The organism is Pectobacterium odoriferum (assembly GCF_009931295.1).
Classification (GTDB): domain Bacteria; phylum Pseudomonadota; class Gammaproteobacteria; order Enterobacterales; family Enterobacteriaceae; genus Pectobacterium; species Pectobacterium odoriferum.
This window is the reverse complement of the sequence record NZ_CP034938.1, coordinates 1552209-1574491: the sequence shown is the minus strand read 5'-3', so window position 1 is coordinate 1574491 and position 22283 is coordinate 1552209. Positions and strand designations below refer to the sequence as shown.

General features: G+C 53.3%; 21 protein-coding genes. 3 read left to right on the top strand and 18 right to left on the bottom strand.

The window, feature by feature from the left end:
* Positions 1-163: 163 nt before the first annotated feature.
* The 8 genes from sucD to sdhC all read right to left on the bottom strand — a co-directional run bounded on the left by sucD (position 164) and on the right by sdhC (position 9958).
* Positions 164-1036 carry a succinate--CoA ligase subunit alpha gene (gene sucD / locus EO763_RS06945; protein WP_010285005.1) on the bottom strand — a complete coding sequence of 291 codons (873 nt, stop codon included), beginning with the start codon at positions 1034-1036 and terminating at the stop codon, positions 164-166.
* A complete protein-coding gene (sucC, locus tag EO763_RS06940) occupies positions 1036-2202 on the bottom strand; it encodes an ADP-forming succinate--CoA ligase subunit beta (RefSeq protein ID WP_161528487.1) in 1167 nt (388 codons plus the stop codon). Before sucC ends, sucD begins: the two co-directional genes overlap by 1 nt.
* 201 nt (positions 2203-2403) lie before the next feature.
* Positions 2404-3630: a 2-oxoglutarate dehydrogenase complex dihydrolipoyllysine-residue succinyltransferase gene (odhB, locus tag EO763_RS06935; protein ID WP_161528486.1), complete on the bottom strand. Its 1227-nt coding sequence runs from the start codon at positions 3628-3630 to the stop codon at positions 2404-2406.
* A 15-nt stretch (positions 3631-3645) separates the two neighbouring features.
* On the bottom strand, positions 3646-6453 hold the full coding sequence (gene sucA / locus EO763_RS06930; RefSeq protein WP_161528485.1) for a 2-oxoglutarate dehydrogenase E1 component: 2808 nt from the start codon (positions 6451-6453) through the stop codon (positions 3646-3648).
* A 275-nt stretch (positions 6454-6728) separates the two neighbouring features.
* A complete protein-coding gene (locus tag EO763_RS06925; protein WP_161528484.1) occupies positions 6729-7445 on the bottom strand; it encodes a succinate dehydrogenase iron-sulfur subunit in 717 nt (238 codons plus the stop codon).
* A 16-nt stretch (positions 7446-7461) separates the two neighbouring features.
* On the bottom strand, positions 7462-9228 hold the full coding sequence (gene sdhA, locus EO763_RS06920) for a succinate dehydrogenase flavoprotein subunit (RefSeq protein WP_039482751.1): 1767 nt from the start codon (positions 9226-9228) through the stop codon (positions 7462-7464).
* Positions 9228-9575 carry a succinate dehydrogenase membrane anchor subunit gene (gene sdhD / locus EO763_RS06915; RefSeq protein ID WP_010284997.1) on the bottom strand — a complete coding sequence of 116 codons (348 nt, stop codon included), beginning with the start codon at positions 9573-9575 and terminating at the stop codon, positions 9228-9230. Before sdhD ends, sdhA begins: the two co-directional genes overlap by 1 nt.
* Positions 9569-9958: a succinate dehydrogenase cytochrome b556 subunit gene (sdhC, locus tag EO763_RS06910; RefSeq protein ID WP_010284996.1), complete on the bottom strand. Its 390-nt coding sequence runs from the start codon at positions 9956-9958 to the stop codon at positions 9569-9571. Before sdhC ends, sdhD begins: the two co-directional genes overlap by 7 nt.
* 651 nt (positions 9959-10609) lie before the next feature.
* Here sdhC and EO763_RS06905 point away from each other — a divergent pair.
* Positions 10610-11896, top strand: a complete 1287-nt coding sequence (locus EO763_RS06905; protein ID WP_161528483.1) for a citrate synthase — start codon at positions 10610-10612, stop codon at positions 11894-11896.
* Positions 11897-11953: 57 nt separating this feature from the next.
* On the opposite strand, the gene EO763_RS06900 is transcribed toward EO763_RS06905, so the two are convergent.
* The 10 genes from EO763_RS06900 to EO763_RS06855 form a co-directional block, all read right to left on the bottom strand.
* Positions 11954-12379, bottom strand: a complete 426-nt coding sequence (locus EO763_RS06900) for a bleomycin resistance protein (RefSeq protein WP_039482756.1) — start codon at positions 12377-12379, stop codon at positions 11954-11956.
* 15 nt (positions 12380-12394) lie between these two features.
* Complete coding sequence (nei, locus tag EO763_RS06895; RefSeq protein WP_161528482.1) at positions 12395-13186, bottom strand: endonuclease VIII; 792 nt, start codon at positions 13184-13186, stop codon at positions 12395-12397.
* Positions 13187-13253: 67 nt separating this feature from the next.
* Positions 13254-13901, bottom strand: coding sequence for a pyroglutamyl-peptidase I (pcp, locus tag EO763_RS06890; RefSeq protein WP_161528481.1), 648 nt, complete (start codon positions 13899-13901; stop codon positions 13254-13256).
* Positions 13902-13930: 29 nt separating this feature from the next.
* Positions 13931-14668: a 5-oxoprolinase subunit PxpA gene (pxpA, locus tag EO763_RS06885; RefSeq protein ID WP_161528480.1), complete on the bottom strand. Its 738-nt coding sequence runs from the start codon at positions 14666-14668 to the stop codon at positions 13931-13933.
* Positions 14658-15602 (bottom strand): 5-oxoprolinase subunit PxpC, encoded by a 945-nt coding sequence (gene pxpC, locus EO763_RS06880; RefSeq protein WP_161528479.1) that lies wholly within the window; start codon positions 15600-15602, stop codon positions 14658-14660. The genes pxpA and pxpC overlap by 11 nt, the downstream gene beginning before the upstream one ends.
* Positions 15596-16252, bottom strand: coding sequence for a 5-oxoprolinase subunit PxpB (gene pxpB, locus EO763_RS06875; RefSeq protein ID WP_103860234.1), 657 nt, complete (start codon positions 16250-16252; stop codon positions 15596-15598). Before pxpB ends, pxpC begins: the two co-directional genes overlap by 7 nt.
* A gap of 156 nt (positions 16253-16408) precedes the next feature.
* Entirely contained in the window at positions 16409-17152 is a 744-nt protein-coding gene (locus EO763_RS06870; RefSeq protein WP_161528478.1) for a type 2 GTP cyclohydrolase I, read from the bottom strand.
* Complete coding sequence (gene phrB, locus EO763_RS06865) at positions 17145-18608, bottom strand: deoxyribodipyrimidine photo-lyase (protein ID WP_161528477.1); 1464 nt, start codon at positions 18606-18608, stop codon at positions 17145-17147. The genes EO763_RS06870 and phrB overlap by 8 nt, the downstream gene beginning before the upstream one ends.
* A 21-nt stretch (positions 18609-18629) precedes the next feature.
* Complete coding sequence (locus EO763_RS06860; RefSeq protein WP_161528476.1) at positions 18630-19589, bottom strand: YbgA family protein; 960 nt, start codon at positions 19587-19589, stop codon at positions 18630-18632.
* A gap of 276 nt (positions 19590-19865) precedes the next feature.
* Positions 19866-20072, bottom strand: a complete 207-nt coding sequence (locus EO763_RS06855; protein WP_010299142.1) for a YbfA family protein — start codon at positions 20070-20072, stop codon at positions 19866-19868.
* A gap of 422 nt (positions 20073-20494) precedes the next feature.
* Between EO763_RS06855 and kdpF the strand changes: the two genes are divergently transcribed.
* Together kdpF and kdpA are read left to right on the top strand one after the other, a co-directional pair.
* Complete coding sequence (gene kdpF / locus EO763_RS06850; protein ID WP_039290783.1) at positions 20495-20584, top strand: K(+)-transporting ATPase subunit F; 90 nt, start codon at positions 20495-20497, stop codon at positions 20582-20584.
* Complete coding sequence (gene kdpA, locus EO763_RS06845; protein WP_161528475.1) at positions 20584-22272, top strand: potassium-transporting ATPase subunit KdpA; 1689 nt, start codon at positions 20584-20586, stop codon at positions 22270-22272. The genes kdpF and kdpA overlap by 1 nt, the downstream gene beginning before the upstream one ends.
* Positions 22273-22283 lie beyond the last annotated feature (11 nt).

Genomic DNA, 22283 nt, shown 5'->3' with positions numbered 1-22283 from the left:
ATCACTTCTTTTTATCGCTAACAGCCCTTTACAGGCGCGCGAATTATCCAATAACCCCCCGTAGAAGTCATGCGTAATTCAATTATGCCAATTATACCAGACAGCCAAATTGGAATAAAAAAAGCCACCCGAAGGTGGCTGGTATATTTAATCGACTCATCGATTAACGCGATAATATCGCTTTTACTGCATCGCCGATATCCGCCAGGCTGCGAACGGTTTTAACACCCGCCGCTTCTAACGCTGCGAATTTATCGTCAGCGGTACCTTTACCACCCGCGATGATGGCGCCAGCGTGGCCCATGCGCTTACCTTTCGGTGCCGTCACACCTGCGATGTAACCGACAACTGGCTTCGTCACGTGCTCTTTAATGTACGCCGCAGCTTCTTCTTCTGCCGTACCACCGATTTCACCGATCATCACGATGGCTTCCGTCTGTGGATCCTGCTCAAACAGCTTCAGGATATCGATGAAGTTAGAGCCTGGGATCGGGTCGCCGCCGATACCTACACAGCTGGACTGACCCAAACCAGCATCGGTCGTTTGCTTCACCGCTTCATACGTCAGCGTACCGGAGCGAGAAACGATACCGACTTTACCCGGCAGGTGAATATGGCCCGGCATAATACCGATCTTACATTCGCCCGGTGTGATCACACCTGGGCAGTTCGGGCCGATCATCCGCACGCCGCTCTGATCGAGTTTCACTTTCACCGTCAGCATATCCAGCGTCGGGATACCTTCGGTGATACAGATAATCAGCTCGATGCCTGCGTCAATCGCTTCCAGAATGGAGTCTTTACAGAACGGAGCGGGAACGTAGATAACCGATGCCGTTGCGCCCGTCGCTTCTACCGCTTCACGCACCGTATTAAATACGGGCAGACCCAGATGTTCCGTGCCGCCTTTACCCGGCGTCACACCACCGACCATTTGCGTACCGTAAGCAAGTGCTTGCTCAGAGTGGAATGTCCCCTGACTACCGGTAAAACCCTGACAGATAACTTTGGTATTTTTATTAATCAGAATGGACATTATTTACCCCCCACTGCTGCAACAACCTGCTGAGCTGCACCCGTCAGGCTGGTCGCGGCAATAATATTCAGGCCGCTATCCGCCAGTTTCTTGGCACCCAGTTCCGCATTGTTTCCTTCAAGACGTACAACAACCGGTACGTTAACGCCCACTTCGGCTACCGCACCGATGATACCGTCAGCGATCAAATCACAACGTACGATGCCACCAAAGATGTTAACAAAGACGGCTTTTACCTTGTCGTCAGACAGGATGATTTTGAACGCTTCAGTAACACGTTCTTTCGTCGCGCCGCCGCCTACATCGAGGAAGTTAGCAGGAGAACCGCCGTGCAGCTTCACGATGTCCATCGTGCCCATCGCCAGACCCGCACCGTTGACCATACAGCCAATGTTACCGTCCAGCGCAACATAGTTCAGTTCCCACTGCGCCGCATGCGCTTCACGAGAATCTTCCTGACTTGGGTCACGCATTTCACGCAGCTCAGGCTGACGGAACAGGGCATTGCCGTCCGCACCCAGCTTGCCATCCAGACAGATCAGATCGCCCTGCTTGGTGATAACCAGCGGGTTGATTTCTACCAGCGCCAGATCGCGCTCAAGGAACAGCGTCGCCAGCCCCATGAAGATTTTGGTGAACTGAGCCACTTGCTTACCGCTCAGACCCAGTTTGAAGGCCAGTTCACGGCCCTGATAAGGCTGTGGGCCGACCAGTGGATCGATCGCCGCTTTATGAATCAGCTCCGGCGTTTCTTCCGCCACTTTTTCAATTTCTACGCCACCTTCGGTGGACGCCATGAACACCACGCGACGCGTGCCACGGTCAACAACCGCGCCCAGATACAGCTCTTTGTCGATGTCCGTTGCGGCTTCAACCAGGATCTGATGAACCGGCTGACCCTGTGCGTCAGTTTGATAAGTAACGAGTTTTTTACCCAGCCAGTTTTCAGCAAAGGCGCGGATATCTTCTTTGTTGCTGACGACTTTAACGCCGCCCGCTTTACCGCGACCGCCTGCGTGAACCTGACATTTTACGACCCACGGACCCGCACCAATTTTAGACGCGGCTTCTTCCGCTTCACGCGGTGTGGTACAGGCATAGCCGGTTGGTGCCGGTAAACCATATCGAGCAAAGAGTTGTTTTGCCTGATACTCGTGTAAATTCATGATGTTCTATCCATTTAGGTTTGGAGATAAGTCGGCAGACGGTTTTTCATCACCGAGTCTTTCGGTAGAGAAAAGCGCCATTAACTCTCTGATATATTTGGATAACGCCGCTGAGAAAAACGGCCTGCATAGCACATAATCTGGTATATCGTTTCGGGCGGAAACCGTCAGGGTTATCCGCCCGAGAGCCTATCTGTCGGACTAAACGTCTAACAGTAGACGCGCTGGATCTTCCAGCATCTCTTTCACTGTCACCAGGAAGCCAACGGACTCACGGCCGTCGACCAAACGGTGATCGTAAGACAGCGCCAGATACATCATCGGCAGAATAACGACCTGACCATCAACCGCCATCGGGCGATCTTTAATGGCGTGCATACCCAGAATCGCACTCTGCGGTGGGTTAATGATCGGGGTAGACATCAGAGAACCAAAGACGCCGCCGTTGGTAATCGTGAAGTTGCCACCCAGCAATTCTTCAACCGTGAGTTTGCCGTCACGGCCTTTCACAGCCAGCTCTTTGATACGCTTCTCGATGTCGGCCATGCCCAGCGCATCCACATCACGCAGCACTGGCGTAACCAGACCACGCGGGGTAGATACCGCGATGCTGACATCGAAGTAGTTGTGGTACACCACATCTTCGCCATCAATAGACGCATTCACTTCTGGATAACGCTTCAGCGCTTCGACCACAGCTTTGATGTAGAAGGACATGAAGCCCAGACGCACACCGTGACGCTTCTCAAATGCGTCGCCGTACTGCTTGCGCAGATCCATGATTGGCTGCATGTTGATTTCGTTGAACGTCGTCAACATTGCCGTGCTGTTTTTCGCTTCCAGCAGACGTTCTGCAACACGCTTACGCAGACGCGTCATCGGTACGCGTTTTTCGCTGCGCGCGCCCAGAGCGGGTGCCGGAGAAGCCGCCGGAGCCTCGGACTTAGCCGCTTTACCAGATTCTGCCTTCTGGGCAGCCAAATGCTTATCCACGTCTTCACGGGTAATTCGACCGCCTACGCCGCTGCCTTTGATAGCAGATGCATCGAGATCGTGCTCTGCAATCAGACGGCGGATTGCCGGGCTGAGCGCGTCACTGTTCTCTTCTTCCAGCCCAGCGGTATGGCGCTGGGCTGGTGTTGATTCTTTGCTCTGTGACTTCTCGCTGGTTTCTTTACCGGAACTATCGCCACGGCGAATACGACCCAGTAGCTGGCGAGACGTTACGGTCGCGCCTTCTTCTTCCAGCACGGCATCCAGAATGCCCGCTTCAGAGGCAGGCACTTCCAGGACAACTTTGTCAGTTTCAATTTCAACCAGCACTTCATCACGCTGAACGCTATCGCCTGGTTTTTTATGCCAGGTAGCAACGGTGGCGTCAGCGACGGATTCAGGCAGGTCGGGTACATGAATATCTACGCTACTCATTATCTATCCTTTTATTTAATCAACGTTCAGCGCGTCATCAACCAGATCTTGCTGTTGTTTCTGGTGTACGGACATATAGCCAACGGCGGGTGATGCAGACGCCGGGCGTCCTGCGTAACGTAAAGAAGCCCCAAACGGAATCACTTCACGGAAATGGTGCTGACTGCAATACCAGGCTCCCTGATTCAGCGGCTCTTCCTGACACCACACGAAATCGTGAACATGGGCAAACGGTTCCAGCGCAGCTTGAACGGACTGATGCGGGAACGGATAAAGCTGTTCGATACGGACGATCGCGACATTTTTTTGCTCGTTCTTGCGGCGCTGTTCCACCAAATCATAGTAGACCTTACCGGAACAAAGCACGACACGCTTCACGGCTGCCGGATCTAATTCTTCTACTTCACCAATCGCCGGCTGGAAGGAACCATTTGCCAGTTCATCCAGTGAAGAAATCGCCAGCGGATGGCGCAACAGAGATTTCGGTGACATGACCACCAACGGACGGCGCATACCGCGCAGCGCCTGACGGCGAAGCATGTGATACACCTGTGCTGGCGTTGACGGAATACAAACCTGCATATTTTGCTCAGCGCACAATTGCAGATAACGTTCCAGTCTGGCAGACGAGTGCTCTGGACCTTGACCTTCGTAACCGTGCGGCAGCAGCATGACCAGACCACACATACGGCCCCACTTCTGCTCACCGGAGCTGATGAACTGGTCGATAACGACCTGCGCACCGTTGGCGAAGTCACCAAACTGCGCTTCCCAGATGGTTAGGGTGCGTGGTTCTGCGGTCGCATAGCCGTATTCAAACGCCAGAATCGCCTCTTCAGACAATACGGAGTCCCAAACATTGAACTCGCCCTGCCCGTTGTGTACGTGGTTCAACGGCGTGTAGCTGGAACCATTTTTCTGGTTATGCACCACAGCATGGCGATGGAAGAACGTACCGCGACCACTGTCCTCACCAGACAAGCGAATCGGAATGCCTTCATCGACCAACGTGGCGTAAGCCAGCGTTTCTGCCCCGCCCCAGTCAAATGGTTTGTTGCCCGCCGCCATTTCGGCACGGTCGTTATAAACCTTGGCAACGCGAGGATGGATATCAATCCCTTCCGGCACTTCACTGATACGCTTCGCCAGTTCCTGCAAACGCTTCATTTCTGTTGCGTGCGGATAGGGTTCATCCCACTCATGGTTCAGATACGGCGTCCAGGTAAAGGACTGCATATCCATCTGACGCCATTCTTCCACCACGCATTCACCCGCATCCAGCGCATCGCGGTACAGGTTGACCATCTCGGTGGCATCTTCCAGCGTGATGGATTTTTCCTGCTCCAGACGATCGGCGTATACCTTACGCGGCGTCGGGTGTTTCTTGATCTTCTGGTACATCATCGGCTGCGTTGCACTTGGCTCGTCAGCTTCGTTATGACCATGACGGCGATAACAAATCAGATCGATGAACACATCACGCTTAAACTCATTACGGAAATCCAGCGCCAGACGCGTAACAAACGCCACCGCTTCCGGGTCGTCTGCGTTAACGTGGAAAATCGGTGCCTGCACCATCTTGCCGATATCGGTACAGTATTCGGTTGAGCGAATATCCAGCGGGTTAGAGGTAGTGAAGCCGATACGGTTGTTGATCACAATACGCAGTGTGCCGCCAACTTCGTAGCCACGCACCGTTGACATGTTCAACAGCTCCTGCACTACGCCCTGGCCGCTAATTGCCGCATCGCCGTGAATGGTGATAGGTAAAACACGCGGGCCGCTTTGGCTATTCAGGCGATCGAGACGCGCACGTACCGAGCCCGTCACTACCGGACTGACGATCTCCAGATGCGATGGGTTGAACGCCAGCGCCAAATGCACCAGACCACCAGCCGTCTCGAATTCAGACGAGAAGCCCTGATGATATTTTACGTCACCGGTGCCCAAGTGTTCTTTATGCTTACCGGCAAACTCGTCGAACAGATCCTGAGACTTTTTGCCCAATACGTTGATCAGCACGTTGAGGCGACCACGGTGTGCCATCCCCAATACCACTTCGCGAGTATCGTTTGCACCCGCATGGCGAATCAGTTCTTTCAGCATCGGAACCAGTGCATCACCGCCTTCCAACGAGAAACGCTTGGCACCAGGATATTTGGCACCCAGATAACGCTCCAGCCCTTCGGCTGCAGTTAACTCCTTCAGGAAACGGCGTTTTTCTTCGAGAGAAAATGACGGCTGCCCCATTACCGATTCGATACGCTGCTGGATCCAACGTTTCTCTTCCGTACTGGTCATGTGCATATATTCCGCACCAATAGAACCGCAATAGGTGCGTTTCAGCGCGTCATACAGATCTTCCAGCTTCATGGTGTCTTTGCCGATAGCAAAAGACCCCACATTGAAGGATTCCTGCAGATCATCCTGCGTCAGGTTGTGGTAATCCAGATCCAATTCTGCAACAGGTTCCTGCGGGCGCAGGAAGATCGGGTCCAGGTTAGCTTGCTGATGTCCACGGAAGCGGAACGCATTGATCAGCTGCAATACCTTGACCTGCTTAGCATCAATATCGGGATCGGTGACTGACGAGGTAAAGCGCGAAGAGTCTTTCGCCAGACGGCGGAAATATTCACGCGTTTTGGAATGGAGTTGATCCGGTTTGACCCCACTCGTAGGCAATTGCTGGAAGATAGAGCGCCAGCTATGTTCGATCGAGTCAGGATCGGTTAAAAAATCTTCATAGAGTTGCTCTATGTAGGACTGATTCGCACCCGCCAAATAGGAGGAATCCAGCCAGGCCTTCATCGCGCCGTTCTGCATTATGATCCCTTAAGCTAATAAGCTTCAGTTTTCGCCGTGGTTAACATGTAATTAGTATCCGTATATTGTTCGCCGTAAAAACGGTTCACTTGTCGTACTTCGGTACACGCTTAGGGTATCCATCCCCCCTAAGGAACCTTTAAAAACCGGTTCGGGCGCGTAAGCCGGTTTTTAAAGGTTTCCTGCGCTCCCTCTGAAGAATAGCAACTTCAGAGGGAGATACATGTTTTACTACTTAATCTTTATGCAATAACACGTTACGTACTGACGAGTCATTACGCGCTACGGTGCAACAGCATCGATTTAATATGACCAATAGCCTTGGTCGGGTTCAACCCTTTCGGACACACGTTGACGCAGTTCATGATACCGTGGCAGCGGAAAACGCTGAATGCATCGTCCAGATCGTCCAGTCGTGGCTTACTTTCCGTATCGCGACTGTCAATCAGGAAGCGGTACGCTGCCAGCAGCCCCGCAGGTCCGACAAACTTGTCCGGGTTCCACCAGAACGACGGGCAAGACGTTGAACAGCAGGCACACATGATGCATTCATACAACCCATCCAACTTGGCACGTTGTTCAGGCGATTGCAGATGCTCACGCGCCGGCGGATTTTTCCCATTATTCAACAGGTAAGGCTTTATTTTCTCATATTGAGCATAGAACTGTCCCATGTCCACTACCAAATCACGAACAACCGGTAATCCAGGTAAAGGACGGATAACAATTTTGCTGTTTCCGCGACGTAACGCAGAAACGGGCGTAATACAGGCCAGCCCATTTTTGCCGTTCATGTTGACGCCGTCAGAACCACAGACGCCTTCACGGCAGGAACGACGAAATGAAAGCGTCGGATCCTGTTCTTTTAGCAGCATCAGCGCATCCAGCAGCATCATGTCGCGGCCTTCTTCCGCCTCTAACTGATAATCCTGCATCCGCGGAGCATCATCAACATCCGGGTTGTAACGATAAATAGAAAATTCGAGTTTCATCGTTTGATCTCCGCGATTAATAAGTACGTATTTTCGGCGGGAACGCCGGACGCAGTTTAGGCTGCATGTTCACCTCACGGCGCGTCATGCTGTCGGTTTGCGGCAGATACAACGAATGGCACAGCCAATTTTCATCGTCGCGCTCTGGGTAGTCGAAGCGGCTGTGTGCGCCACGGCTTTCGGTACGGAAGTTAGCCGATACCGCCGTCGCATACGCGGTTTCCATCAGATTATCCAGCTCCAGACATTCGATGCGCTGGGTGTTGAACTCGCTTGACGTGTCATCCAAACGCGCATTTTTCAGGCGTTCACGAATCACTTTCAGCTCTTCCAACCCTTTCGCCATCGCATCGCCTTCGCGGAAGACCGAGAAGTTATTCTGCATACAGGATTGCAGCGCCTTGCGGATTTCAACCGGATCTTCCCCTGAACGGGTATTGTTCCAGCGGTTCAGACGGTCGAGCGAGGCTTCAATATCGGATTCGCTGGCATCACGGCTTTCGCCCTGCTCGTTCAACGACTCTTGCAGATGAATACCCGCTGAGCGACCGAATACCACCAAATCAAGCAGCGAGTTACCGCCCAGACGGTTAGCACCATGAACCGAGACGCAGGCAATTTCACCCACGGCAAACAGCCCTGGAATCACCACATCTTCGCCTTTCTCATTCACCGTCAACGCCTGACCGCTCACTTTGGTCGGAATACCGCCCATCATGTAGTGGCAGGTTGGGATAACCGGAATAGGCTCTTTCACTGGATCGACGTGAGCAAATGTGCGAGACAGCTCCAGAATGCCCGGCAGACGGGATTCCAGAACATCTTTACCCAGATGGTCCAGTTTCAGCTTGGCGTGTGGTCCCCACGGGCCTTCACAGCCACGGCCTTCACGAATTTCGATCATAATGGAACGTGCAACCACATCACGGCCAGCCAGATCTTTCGCGTTTGGCGCATAGCGCTCCATGAAGCGTTCACCGTGCTTGTTCAGCAGGTAACCGCCTTCACCACGGCAGCCTTCTGTCACCAGCACACCCGCACCAGCAATACCCGTTGGGTGGAACTGCCACATTTCCATGTCCTGCAACGGAACGCCAGCACGCAGCGCCATGCCCACGCCGTCACCTGTATTAATGTGTGCGTTGGTCGTGGATTGGTAGATACGGCCTGCGCCACCAGTGGCCAGCACGGTCGCTTTCGCTTTGAAATAGACCACTTCACCGGTTTCGATACAGATCGCCGTACAGCCAACAACCGCACCATCCTGATTCTTCACCAGATCGAGGGCGTACCATTCGGAGAAGATAGTGGTGTGATTTTTCAGGTTCTGCTGATACAGCGTATGCAGCAGGGCATGACCGGTACGGTCAGCCGCAGCCGCAGTACGCGCGGCCTGCTCGCCGCCAAAATTCTTGGATTGACCACCGAACGGACGCTGATAAATGCTGCCATCATCCAGACGGGAGAACGGTAATCCCATGTGTTCCAGTTCCAGAATCGCTTCTGGGCCGGTTTTACACATATATTCAATGGCGTCCTGATCGCCAATGTAGTCCGACCCTTTTACGGTGTCGTACATGTGCCATTCCCAGTTGTCCTCATGGGTGTTGCCCAGCGCAACGGTAATACCGCCCTGCGCAGACACGGTATGGGAACGGGTTGGGAACACTTTCGATAACAGGGCACAGGACAGGCCCATTTGGGAAATTTGCAGCGCGGCGCGCATACCTGCACCACCCGCGCCAACAACAACTGCATCAAACTCTCTGACTGGCAAATTCATCACGCACCCCACACCACAATAGTTCCATAAATGACGTACACCAACAGCGCAACCACAATCGCCAACTGTAAAGTCAGGCGTAAGGCCAGCGGTTTAATGTAGTCGGTCAGCACTTGCCACATCCCTATCCAGGCATGAACCAGAATGGAAAATAACGTTAGCAGTGTGAATACTTTGGTGAGGGCCATCGCGAAGAAACCACGCCAAATTTCATACGTGATGTCGCCAGCCGTAGCAATAAAACCAATAATATAAATTACATACAGAACAATGACGATGGCGGAAGCGCGAATCAGTAACCAATCGTGTACGCCATTGCGTCCTAACGCAGAAGCATTGCTTACCATACGAGGACTCCAGCCAGAATTGAAAGCACGACAGTAATAATAAATGAGATATTTGCAGAACGCTTACCTGCGGCAAAGTCTTCTTCTATATAGCCAAAATCCATCAACAGGTGACGTATACCACCAACAATGTGATAAGCCAACGCGACGAGGATGCCCCAAACGATAAACTTGACGATGAAGCTATCCATAATTTCTGCAGCGCGCAGGAACCCTTCCTCTGAAGAAAGAGAAGTGCCTAACAGCCACAGTAAAATACCGACAGCGACAAAGGTGATAACGCCGGAGACGCGGTGAAGAATAGATGCTATCGCAGTAACGGGGAACTGGATCGTCTGCAATTCCAGATTGACAGGTCTTTGTTTTTTCACGGATTTGCCCACACAGCTTTTATTATTGTTTCTTCCTCCGGGCCTGATGTGGGGTCAGACAGCATGAAAGTTACGGCCCTGAAAAGTGGGTTTACGATACGCGCTCAAACATCGACATTCCGGTGTCTAAACAGCGCATAATCCTTTCATACTGGGTGCTCCTACTGCAGGGTGATTCCGGAGACCTGTCGGCAGTATAGGTACTTCACATTCCCATTACAATTCCCATACAAACTGTTTGGTAACATTTGCCCCGAACAGTGATTTAGATCACGAATTTCACAATTTATATAAAATTAATTATCTGATTTGACAAAAGTTCAACATTTCAATTACAACTAGGGGATTGAATTCCTTATGATGTGTTAAAGCACAACGGCGACACTTCCACACTGGCGTAACTTATGTAACAGTGGGGAGAGTCCACGTAAAAATCATAGGTAATGGCTACAATCTATTCAGAGTGTTGTTAATTACCTGGAGATTGTTAATTACCTGGAGAACGAATTTTTCATCCTGAATGCGGCTATCCGCCTTACTCTGCATCCTATTTGACGACTGTGTCACGACAGAGTTTCACCGGCCATTATTCGCCCGGTGTACAGGCATGACGGTATTTCTTCAGTGAGAATATTTAAAATTAAAGCGCTAAGGAGACTGTAAATGGCTGATAAAAAAGCAACACTTACTCTAGAGGGTAAAGATCCAATTGAGCTAAATGTCCTATCAGGTACATTGGGGTATGATGAGATTGATATTCGTCCCCTCGGTTCTAAAGGTTACTTCACATTTGACCCCGGCTTTACCTCTACCGCATCTTGCGAATCCAAGATTACCTATATCGACGGCGACGAAGGTATCCTGCTACACCGTGGCTTCCCGATTGCCCAACTGGCTGAAAAATCGAATTATCTTGAAGTCTGTTACATCCTGCTGTTCGGCGAAACCCCGACGGTAGAACAGTATGAAACCTTCAAGACCACCGTAACCCGCCACACCATGATCCATGAGCAGATTACCCGTCTGTTCCACGGCTTCCGTCGTGATTCACATCCAATGGCCGTATTATGCGGCGTTACCGGCGCACTGGCAGCGTTCTACCACGACTCGCTGGATATCAGCAACGAGCGCCACCGTGAGATCGCCGCTTACCGCCTGCTGTCCAAAATGCCGACCGTTGCAGCGATGTGCTACAAATACTCACTGGGCCAGCCGTTTGTTTATCCGAAAAACAACTTGTCCTACGCGGGTAACTTCCTGCACATGATGTTCTCCACCCCTTGTGAAGAATATGTTGTGAATCCGGTGTTGGAACGTGCCATGGATCGTATTCTGATCCTGCATGCCGATCACGAACAAAACGCCTCGACGTCTACCGTGCGTACCGCAGGTTCATCAGGTGCGAACCCGTTTGCCTGTATCGCCGCGGGGATCGCCTCGCTGTGGGGACCAGCGCACGGCGGCGCGAACGAAGCTTGTCTGCGTATGCTGGAAGAAATCAGCAGCGTGGAGCACATTCCGGCGTTTATCGAACGAGCAAAAGACAAGAACGACTCCTTCCGCCTGATGGGCTTCGGCCACCGCGTGTACAAGAACCACGATCCACGCGCAACAGTCATGCGTGAAACCTGCCATGAAGTGCTGAAAGAGCTGGGCAGAAAAGACGACCTGCTGGAAGTGGCGATGGAGCTGGAAAATATCGCGCTGAACGACCCGTACTTCATTGAGAAGAAACTGTATCCGAACGTGGACTTCTACTCAGGTATCATCCTGAAAGCAATGGGGATTCCGTCTTCTATGTTTACCGTTATCTTCGCGATGGCGCGTACCGTGGGTTGGATTGCACATTGGAACGAAATGCACGACGACGGCATCAAGATTGCCCGTCCACGTCAGCTGTATACCGGCTACGACAAACGTGACTTTACGTCCAATCTGAAACACGACTAATCCATTCAGTACGTGTAAAAAGGCCGGATATCACATCCGGCCTTTTTTATAACGGTACTAAAGGGATGACTTACAACCTAAACTTTGCGTGAATCGCAATAAATAGCCATCTGGATCCTGTACCAGAAAATTACTTTCCCCGTGGTACACCTCATGATCGCGATACCAGCACGTTTCTACGGGTCTGCGTAGCGTATAACCCGCACGTTCAATCGTCGCCGCCAGCGCCTGAGCATCCGGGCACTCAATCGATAAATTCATACCACGTCCAAACGGCGGTTCTAAAGGCTCCACACGCCAGGGCGATTCGGTTAAATAATCCTGTTCCAGCATCAGTTGGCTCCCATGAAAAGAAAGGAACGCGAACTTATCTTCAGGCCTGTCGTACTCAATCTGAAATCCCAAAACGTGGCAATAAAACGCCAGACTCTTTTGTAAGTCAGAGACAATCATTTCTGGAATTAACGTATTCATCTTGCGCATAAATCACTCACATTATTACTTCTGGCAATGCGGGCACCAATAAAACGGGCGTGATGACAGCATCGTTCTTTCAATCATTTCGCCGCAGCGCTCACAGCATTCCCCTTCACGATGGAAAACCTTGAACGAAAAAATCGCCCCGTGATGTCGATTCTCATCAACGGTGCCACGCGTGTTGTAGGACAAACGGGGAATCTCCAGCAGCGCCTGACTCAACGTCTGCAACTGTTCCTTATTCAACTGAGCTGCCGTATGTTGGGGGGCTAACTGTGCCTGCCAGAGAATCTCAACGCGCAGATAATTCCCCAGCCCGGCGAGAAAAGCCTGATCCAGCAGCAGCCCACTAAACTGGCGACGGCGAAAGCGCGGTAATAACAAACGCTCACACACCTGTTCCGACGTCAGAGAGAGATCCAAGACATCAGGGCCAATACGTTGCAGGAAAGGATGCGTCGAGAGCGTCTCCGGCGTCAGCATTTCAATATCGGACGCACTGTAGAGCAGAATAGCGCGATCCTGCGTTTCCAGCCGGACGCGCAAATCCCGCTTCGTTTCCGGTGATTCACCCGCATTCACGACTCGCCACACGCCATAGAGCTGATTGTGGCTATACAACACCCGATCGTTGCTAAAATAGGTCAGCAGCGCCTTCCCACGCGTTTCAATCTGCCTGACCTGTTGCCCGATCAATTCTGCCTCGTATGGCTTCAATTCTGGAAATGCAAACCAGACACGCGTCAGCGTTTTGCCCACGACGGCCTCAACCAGCCTATCGGCCGCTCGGCGAATTTCCGGTCCTTCTGGCATACTTTACTCCCTGAAAATCAGACGCTCTGGATAGGGCGTGATTAACCAAACGAAGAACTGATCCAGATTAATGCAATGAGCCGCCAGTCACCGCCACATCAACCTGCTGCACCAGCGACTGCTTGATCATCACTTCCAGCGCCGCCGTGACTAACGGCGTGGGCATGCTCGGTTCACCGGGGTGTCGTGCAGCCTGTTCCGGCGAATAGGGAATGTGAACGAATCCGCCGTGAACCACATCGCCCTGCTGATGTAACTGGTGTAAAAGTCCGTACATCACATGATTGCAGACAAACGTCCCTGCAGTGTGCGACACCGACGCGGGGATACCCGCCACACGCAATGCCTGCACCAGCGCTTTCACTGGCAGCGTCGAAAAATAGGCCGCAGGCCCGCCTTCCACCACCGGCGTATCAATCGGTTGGTTGCCCCGGTTATCCGCAATGCGGGCGTCATTAATATTAATCGCCACGCGTTCGACAGAAATATCAGTACGACCGCCCGCCTGCCCCACCGCGATCACCACTTCCGGCTGCCATTCGGCTATCGCACGGTAAAGTTGTTCCAGCGACAGATCGAAGACGCAAGATAAACGGCAGGCCACCACGCGCGCACCGCCAACTTCCCGCTGATGAAGGTCTTTTACCGCTTCCCATGAGGGATTAATCGCTTCGCCCTCAAAAGGTTCAAACGCCGTGATCAAAACGGTTTTCATCGGTTATCCCCGTCATACAAAAATAATGATTATGCCGCCGCAACAGCGATCTGATGCTGGCTAAAGCAGTTACGCAGCTTACGGGCAAACAGCAGCGCGTGTTGTCCATCGCCGTGAATACACACGGTATCCGCTTGTACGTTAACCCAGGAGCCATCGATCGCCCTAACCCGCTGGCGTTGAATCATCTCCAGCGTCTGCGCCAGCGCCAGTTCATCGCTGTTAATCAACGCTCCCGCCTGCGTGCGCGGCACCAGCGATCCGTCAGGCAGATAGCAGCGATCGGCGAACACTTCCTGACGCGTCTCCAACCCCAGTCGTTGCCCAGCGCGGATTAACTCGCTTCCCGCCAGACCGACTAAGCGTAACGCCGGATTCACCACCTTCACCGCCTTGGCTATCGCATCGGCCAGCGCCGGTTCACACGCAGCCTGATTGTAAAGCATACCGTGAGGCTTAACGTGCGACAGCGTGCCCCCTTCAGCTGCAACAATCGCACTCAGCGCGCCAAGCTGATACACCACCTGTGCAAAGACAATTTCCGCAGGCACATTCATCGCCTTACGGCCAAAATTTTCACGATCGGGAAAGCTCGGGTGTGCACCAAGCGCGACCCCATAGCCAATTCCCCAACGCACCGACTGACGCATGGTTTGTGCGTCACCAGCATGAAAGCCACAGGCAATATTGGCAGACGTCACCAGCCTCAGCAGCGCTTCGTCATGCTCGCTACCCTCACCCAGATCGGCATTCAGATCAATAATCATGCAGCCTCCACGCCAGTTGTTCGAGGTAACGTCGCTGTTCTTCGGCCGCTTTTTGCGCCTGTGCCTGCGTACAGTGAATAAAATGTATCGGCTCGCCGAGTCGGATTTGTGCCAGATGGAATAAATCCGCTTCAATCACCGTCGCAATACGCGGGTAGCCACCGGTTGTCTGCGCATCCGCCAGCAGTACGATAGGGTGACCATTGTGTGGAACCTGCACGACACCTGGCAGCAGCCCATGCGATGGCAGTTCGCGCGGTTTGCTGCCCGGCAATGCGGCACGCTGTAGTTCAGCGCCCAACAAACGGTAGCCCATACGGTTACTTTGTGGACTCAGCTGCCAGGCGGTTCGCCAGAACAATTCCTGCATCTCTTCACTGAATTCCTGATACTCCGGCCCCGGCAAGGCCCGCACGCGATTGCTGAATAACAACTGCTTGATACCGACTTCTCGCGTCAGTTCACGAGTCGGCGTTCCCAGCGGAAGTTCATCGCCATCCATCAGTAAACGTCCGTCAAAACCCCCAAAACCGGCTTTTAAATCGGTACTGCGCGAACCAAGCGCTTCCGGCACATCCACACCGCCGGACAGCGCCAGATAGCTACGCATTCCGTTACGCGGCATACGCATTTTCAATGTTTGTCCCGGCTTCACGGCGAAACGCCAGCCTGTCCAGAGTGGTTTTCCGTCCAGTTCGGCATGACAGTCCGCACCGGTTAGCGCCACCCAGCAGGCGGTAGTGAATGTTGCGGTAAACTTGCCCAGCGTAATTTCCAGCGCGGCAGCATTCTCCACGTTGCCCACCAGCAGGTTGGCCATTGTCAGGGCAGGCAGATCGAGCGCACCTGACTGGCTGATACCCAAACGGCGAAAACCGACGCGACCGCCGTCCTGCACCGAAGTATGTAATCCGGCATGGATAACCTTCAGCATACGCCCTCCTTCTGTGGCAAAAACCGAACGTTATCACCGGGACGCAGCAACGTTGGCGGCATCGTTTGTGGATTAAACAATTTCAGCGAGGTGCGGCCAATCAGCTGCCAGCCACCCGGCGTCGCCAGCGGATAAATCCCCGTCTGTGCGCCACCAATCCCGACCGATCCTGCTGCCACGCGCAGGCGCGGCTCAGCGCGGCGCGGCATATGCAGTTTCTCGTTTAATCCGCCGAGGTAGGCAAAACCCGGCTGGAAGCCCAAAAAGTAAACCACATACTGTGCAGCTGCATGTGCTTCCACAACCTGACTCACTGTCAGGCCACTGTGAGCCGCAACCTCCACCAAATCCGGCCCTGCCTCTCCGCCATACACGACGGGAATGTCGATATCGCGTGGGTCAAACGCCAGCGATTCGCTCTCTTCCCACCAGCGCTGCAAGCGTTCAATCGCATCGAGCGCCACCAGCTGCGGATGCGCCAACAGCACCGTCAGATTATTCATGCCCGGAATCGCTTCCAGCACCTCTTCATGATGGTTCAGACGCTCGGCAAGCCCCCATATCCGCTGCTGGCTCTCCAGCGACATTGGCGGTTCCAGTTCCAGAACGACAGCCCTCTCGCCCAGAAGATAACACCGTGCTCGTTGCAATCTTTCCTCCTGAATCGCGTTTTATCCGTCATGGTGAACATGGCTAAATGATTAGCGTGGCTTACTGTTCTATTTTCTTCTCAACAGCTAAGCAACAACGATGCCAATATCAAAAATGTGACATCATTTCTGTACGGTACAAAGACTTTCAACCCATTACGCAGGGTTAGGAATATCAATAAATGTCACATCGAAACCATGCTGTGCCGCCAGCCATTCGCCCAACGCTCGGATGCCGCCACGTTCGGTGGCATGGTGTCCGGCAGCAAAGAAATGCAGCCCCATCTCACGCGCAATGTGGATGGTTTGCTCAGACACTTCACCGGTAATAAACGCATCAACCCCGAAGCGGGCCGCTTGTTCAATAAAGCCCTGACCGCCACCGGTACACCAGGCCACGCGCTGTATCTGTTGCGGTGCATTATCCCCACAATGCAGCACACTACGCCCCAGCCGTTTTTCTACACGGCGGCAAAAGGCGTCGGCCGTCATGGGCTGTGCCAGTTCGCCATACGGCACCAGCGGCTCGATCGCGCCCTGCACCTGAATCTCCAGCAGCGCCGCCAGCTGTGCGTTATTCCCCAGCTCTGGGTGTGCGTCCAACGGCAGATGATAGCCATATAGATTGATATCGTTGAGCAACAGCGTTTTCAGTCGGTTACGCTTCATGCCACAAACAATCTGCGGTTCGTTTTTCCAGAAGTAACCGTGGTGAACCAGAATCGCATCGGCCTGCTTTTCTACCGCCGCATCCAGCAGCGCCTGTGAGGCCGTTACGCCCGTCACAATACGTTTTACCTCTGCACGCCCCTCAACCTGTAAACCGTTCGGCGCGTAGTCCTGAAACGTCTCAGTACTCAGTTTCTCGTTAATGATTCTTTCCAGTTCCACATTACGCATACTTACTTTTCTCTTCTCGATCGTTATCCGCCATACCGATATTTTTTGCCGCCTCAAACGCCGCCAGCGTATTCTGACGCGCGGTTTTATGGTCGACGATTGGCAGCGGATAGTTAAGCTGATGGTGGTGTTTGTCAGCCCAGCGGTGGGGCTGATGAATATCTTTATCCGGCACGGCGGCCAGTTCGGGCAGCCAGTGACGAATAAACCGACCTTCAGGGTCGAAGCGCTCGCCCTGCGTTGTCGGGTTGAAAATGCGAAAATAAGGCGCCGCATCGGTGCCTGTTGACGCCGCCCACTGCCAGCCGCCGTTATTCGCCGCCAGATCGCCATCCAGCAGTTGCGACATAAAGTAGCGTTCGCCTTCACGCCAATCGATCAGTAAATCTTTGACGAGAAAACTGGCGCAAATCATACGTAAGCGATTGTGCATCCATCCCGTTTCATTCAGTTGACGCATCGCCGCATCCACGATCGGGTAGCCCGTTTTCCCCTGTTGCCAGGCAGCTAAATCCTCCGGTGATTCCCGCCATTTAACCCACTGCGTCCACGCGGTGAACGGTCGGTGTTTACACAGCTGCGGCCAGGACACAATCAGGTGGCGGTAAAACTCACGCCAGACCAGTTCATTAAACCAGGTGAATGCTCCGCCCTCACGCCGTTCTAGCATATCCGGGCATTCGGCACGCAGGCGGTTAAAACATTGGCGCGGCGATACGATCCCCAGCGCTAAATACGGAGAAAGTTTGCTGGTGCCAGGCTGTGCCGGAAAATCCCGCTGCTGGTCGTAATCCTGCACTTGTTCACGACAAAAACGCCGCAGCTGCTGCAATGCCGCGCGTTCACCGCGAGGAAAATCCTCACGGTCCACTTCACGCTGCGGATAGCTGAACGGCACCAGTTCCACCATGTTATCGATCGGCTCGCGCGCGTCTGGTGCCGGTACGCACGTCGTATCCGACTCCAGCAGACGTTTGATAAAGGCCTGACGAAAGGGCGTAAACACCTTATACATTTCGCCGTTGCCCGTCAGCACGCTACCCGGCGGTAACAACAGGCTGTCATGATAACCGTGACAAACCACGCTACCCTCCAGCCGATCTTTCACCTGCTTATCACGCAGGCGCTCGTTGATTTCATACTGATAATTGTAGAAAAGATCGGTGGCCTGCTGCTGCGCACAAAACTGCACCAGCCAGTCAACCGACGCCGCAAAGTCAGCACATTCGTGGTAATGCAGCGGGATACCTTTTTCTGCCAGCGCCTGCTGTACCAGCGTCAGGTTCTCCAGTAGAAAGGCCGCCTGACGCGGTGCCATATCGTGCTTTTCCCACTGTGCGGGCGTCGCGATAAAGACGGCCAGCACAGTGGCGTTCGGATCCTGACAGGCCGCGTACAGCGCCAGATTATCGGTCACGCGCAGGTCGTTGCGTAGCCAGACTACATGGGTGGTCATGACATTCCTCGGGCGGTCAAACTAGTGTCCGTAACGCAGGCGTAATGCCTCGGGGTACGGCTCAAAGTAACGCTGCTGAGCCAGATACGCATCGGGGTATTCCGCCATGTAATGTTTTAGCAACGTGATAGGTGCCAGTAGCGGCTGCAAGCCTTGTCGATAGCGATCGATGAGCTGCGCCAGTTCCTGTCGCTGCTGAGAATTAAGCTGCCGTCGGAAGTAGCCCTGCACGTGCATCAGCACATTGGTATGATTGCGCCGCGTCGCAGGCGTCGACAACAGCTTCATTAGCCGTTTCCGGTATTCAATAATGTAGTCTTCCAGCGATTCCCACTTATCGATCCCCGCAACAAACGGCCCCAGTTCGCGGTATTCCGGCTGGGAATGCGCCAGCAGCAGGAGTTTATAGCGGCTATGAAAGGCAATCAGCGCGCCACGGCTCAGCCCGTTTTGCCATAGCTGATTCAGTTCGTGTAACGCATAAACGCGCTCAATGAAATTTTCCCGCAAGCCGGGATCCTGCAAGCGTCCGTCTTCCTCAACCGGGAGCCAGGGCATTTGCCGCATCAGCTCCTGCGTAAACAGGCCGATACCACTTTTACGCGCATCCTTTTGCGTTTCATTGTAAACCTTCACGCGCTCCATACCGCAGCTCGGCGATTTGGCGCAGACGATATAACCGCATAAGTGCTGAAGCTGACTGACTTTGTCAGCGGAAAACGCCGTCATCTGCTGGGTAACATCCAGCGGCGAACCATTGCTGGCACGCAGCGTGATATGGCTTTCCCCTTCTCGCACCAGCCTAAGCGCCGGACGCGGCACTGGCAAACCAATCGCCATTTCCGGGCAGACCGGTTCAAAACGAAAATAGGGTGCCAGTTGTTCAGCAGCAAACGTCAAACGCTTGTGCCCGCCATCAAACCGCACGGGATTACCGAGCAGACAGGCGCTGATACCAACAGGGATGAGTTCGAGCGTCATGATTTATCCTTATACCCGTCATATTTCAAGCTGCATGTGCGTTGGCATTCTGCAAACCCTCTGACCAGCATAGCGGATTTCACCACGATTCTGTGCAGTCGCAGCGAAGAATAAAGTAATAAATCATAAGATTGGGGAGATATAACGGAAGAGCAGGCGGGAAGGGAAAAGGGTAAATCGCGTCAAAACATTCTTGAACCTATACTTCACCGGTTCATTTTTCGTGTTTATCTGCCGGAGATGGCGGATAAACACGAGAGACCTTAGACGTTGGCCTTAATAGAAATCGCAGGCGGCAGCTTCGGACTGCGCCATCCAGACCGGTTTATCGCTGGTTTTCAGCCAGACGCGGTGTAAATAGCTGTAAAAACGCGCCCGATCGCGGCGGAACAGCATCACCGGTAACGCCAGCACGCCGATGGCAACCACGGCAGCGCGACGCAGGAGAATACGGTGCAAGGGATAAGTAGTATAAAGCGACATAACGATCCTCCTCTGGGATAAGCACCCTTGTTCAGCGGCGCTTTTCATAACGATAAAATAAGAACTGTGATATTGGTTAAAATTTTACCGCCTTTTCTGAAAGTTTACTACTCATCTGACCAGTAAAAGATGAAATAATCGCCAGTTTTTTCGTCATCACGTCATTAAGTTACAGCAAGGTTAAAAATAAACTTACCATTAGTTAATTTATGGTTTTAGATTGGATCACTTTACTCCCTCTTCTTTAATGTTCTCTTATCGCCGCCTTCAGCTTTGCTGACGCCACAACGCCCTTACGGCCTCCACTGCCTACTTTTCATCCCATTTTTATACTTTTTTTACGCCCACAGACGGGAAATTTGCACCTTCTTTTCCTGCGTTTTCCTACTCTGACGCTGTCTATTCTGTTCTGGAGGTGTGTTGTGACGCTTAGCATCGTCTTAGGCGGCCTGCTCGTGCTGCTATTACTGGCCTATCTGGTTTATGCCTTGTTGAAGGCGGAGGAATTCTGATGGCCGCTGACGCTTTTTTACTGATCTTTGGTCTGCTGCTCACGGTGCTGATCGTCGCCCAGCCGTTGGGCAGCGTACTGGCCCGTCTGATTGAGGGCGAAACGGGTGTGCTCCTGCAAAAGTTTGAGGCGGGTACTGCGCGCCTTTTCGCTTTGGATACGACGGAGATGCGCTGGCAGCAGTATGCGGCGGCCATTCTGACGCTCAACCTGATCGGCATTCTCGTGCTGTTTGTGCTGTTAATGGCGCAGGGTGATCTGCCGCTTAACCCAGAAAATATGCCGGGACTGTCGTGGCATTTGGCGTTGAACACGGCAATCAGCTTTGTGACCAACACCAACTGGCAGGCTTACAGCGGCGAAAACACGCTGAGCTACCTGAGCCAGATGGTCGGGCTAACGGTACAAAACTTCCTTTCCGCCGCCAGTGGCATTGCGGTGGCTTTCGCGTTAATCCGCGCGTTTTCCCGTCGCTGTGTCGATACGCTGGGCAATGCGTGGCTCGATCTGTTTCGTATCACGCTGTATGTGTTACTGCCACTGTCTCTGCTGTTAGCGCTGTTTTTTGTCAGTCAGGGCGTATTGCAGAACCTGCTGCCTTACCAGCATCTGACCACGCTGGACGGCGCAGCCCAAACGCTGCCGATGGGGCCAGTCGCCTCACAGGAAGCGATTAAACTGCTGGGCACCAACGGCGGCGGTTTCTTTGGTGCCAACTCGGCGCACCCGTTTGAAAACCCAACCGCGCTGAGCAACATCGTGCAAATGCTGGCGATCCTGTTGATCCCTACTGCGCTGTGCTTCGCCTTTGGCAAAGCCGTCAGCGATAAGCGGCAAGGTCACGCGCTGCTGTGGGCGATGGCGCTGATCTTTATCGTCGCCGCTGCCGTAGTGATGAAAATGGAGATCAATGGTAACCCGCATCTGCTGGCCTTAGGCGCGGACAACGCCGCGAATCTGGAGGGCAAAGAGACGCGTTTTGGCGTCCTGACGTCCAGCCTGTATGCCGTTGTCACCACGGCTACCTCGACAGGTGCGGTGAATGCAATGCATGACTCCTTCACGGCTCTCGGCGGCATGGTTCCCATGTGGCTGATGCAAATTGGCGAAGTGGTGTTCGGCGGCGTCGGCTCTGGCCTGTACGGCATGCTGCTATTCGTGCTTCTGACCGTCTTTATTGCCGGCCTGATGATTGGTCGCTCACCGGAATATCTGGGCAAAAAGATCGAAGTCTATGAGATGAAGATGACGGCACTGGCGATTCTGATTCCGCCCGCACTGGTTCTGCTTGGCACCGCGCTGGCGCTGAGTACGGAAGCGGGACGCAGCGGCATTCTGAACCCCGGCGCACACGGCTTTAGCGAAGTGCTCTATGCGGTGTCTTCCGCCGCAAACAACAACGGCAGTGCGTTTGCTGGCCTGAGCGTCAATACGCAGTTCTATAACGTCCTGCTCGCTGTCGCCATGCTGCTGGGCCGCTTTGCCGTCATGGTGCCCGTGCTGGCTATTGCTGGTTCGTTGGTCGTGAAAAAGCGCCAGCCGGAAAGCAAAGGCTCACTGTCGACGCGCAGCCCGCTGTTTATCGGCATGCTCATCGCCATCGTTCTGCTGATTGGTGCGCTGACGTTTATCCCTGCACTGGCGTTAGGGCCAGTTGCTGAACATTTACAGTTCGGCCTGACTCACTAAGGCTGGAGACT

Bases quoted from the DNA above. Each gene is read 5' to 3' on its own strand.
- EO763_RS06900 (WP_039482756.1), bottom strand. From the start codon at position 12,379: ATGCGCAAGATGAATACGTTAATTCCAGAAATGATTGTCTCTGACTTA.
- pxpA (WP_161528480.1), bottom strand. From the start codon at position 14,668: ATGATTATTGATCTGAATGCCGATCTGGGTGAGGGTAGCGAGCATGAC.
- EO763_RS06905 (WP_161528483.1), top strand. From the start codon at position 10,610: ATGGCTGATAAAAAAGCAACACTTACTCTAGAGGGTAAAGATCCAATT.
- EO763_RS06855 (WP_010299142.1), bottom strand. From the start codon at position 20,072: ATGTCGCTTTATACTACTTATCCCTTGCACCGTATTCTCCTGCGTCGC.
- pcp (WP_161528481.1), bottom strand. From the start codon at position 13,901: ATGAAAACCGTTTTGATCACGGCGTTTGAACCTTTTGAGGGCGAAGCG.
- phrB (WP_161528477.1), bottom strand. From the start codon at position 18,608: ATGACCACCCATGTAGTCTGGCTACGCAACGACCTGCGCGTGACCGAT.
- sdhA (WP_039482751.1), bottom strand. From the start codon at position 9,228: ATGAATTTGCCAGTCAGAGAGTTTGATGCAGTTGTTGTTGGCGCGGGT.
- EO763_RS06870 (WP_161528478.1), bottom strand. From the start codon at position 17,152: ATGCGTAATGTGGAACTGGAAAGAATCATTAACGAGAAACTGAGTACT.
- sdhD (WP_010284997.1), bottom strand. From the start codon at position 9,575: ATGGTAAGCAATGCTTCTGCGTTAGGACGCAATGGCGTACACGATTGG.
- nei (WP_161528482.1), bottom strand. From the start codon at position 13,186: ATGCCAGAAGGACCGGAAATTCGCCGAGCGGCCGATAGGCTGGTTGAG.
- sucC (WP_161528487.1), bottom strand. From the start codon at position 2,202: ATGAATTTACACGAGTATCAGGCAAAACAACTCTTTGCTCGATATGGT.
- kdpA (WP_161528475.1), top strand. From the start codon at position 20,584: ATGGCCGCTGACGCTTTTTTACTGATCTTTGGTCTGCTGCTCACGGTG.
- EO763_RS06860 (WP_161528476.1), bottom strand. From the start codon at position 19,589: ATGACGCTCGAACTCATCCCTGTTGGTATCAGCGCCTGTCTGCTCGGT.
- odhB (WP_161528486.1), bottom strand. From the start codon at position 3,630: ATGAGTAGCGTAGATATTCATGTACCCGACCTGCCTGAATCCGTCGCT.
- sucA (WP_161528485.1), bottom strand. From the start codon at position 6,453: ATGCAGAACGGCGCGATGAAGGCCTGGCTGGATTCCTCCTATTTGGCG.
- pxpC (WP_161528479.1), bottom strand. From the start codon at position 15,602: ATGCTGAAGGTTATCCATGCCGGATTACATACTTCGGTGCAGGACGGC.
- sucD (WP_010285005.1), bottom strand. From the start codon at position 1,036: ATGTCCATTCTGATTAATAAAAATACCAAAGTTATCTGTCAGGGTTTT.
- EO763_RS06925 (WP_161528484.1), bottom strand. From the start codon at position 7,445: ATGAAACTCGAATTTTCTATTTATCGTTACAACCCGGATGTTGATGAT.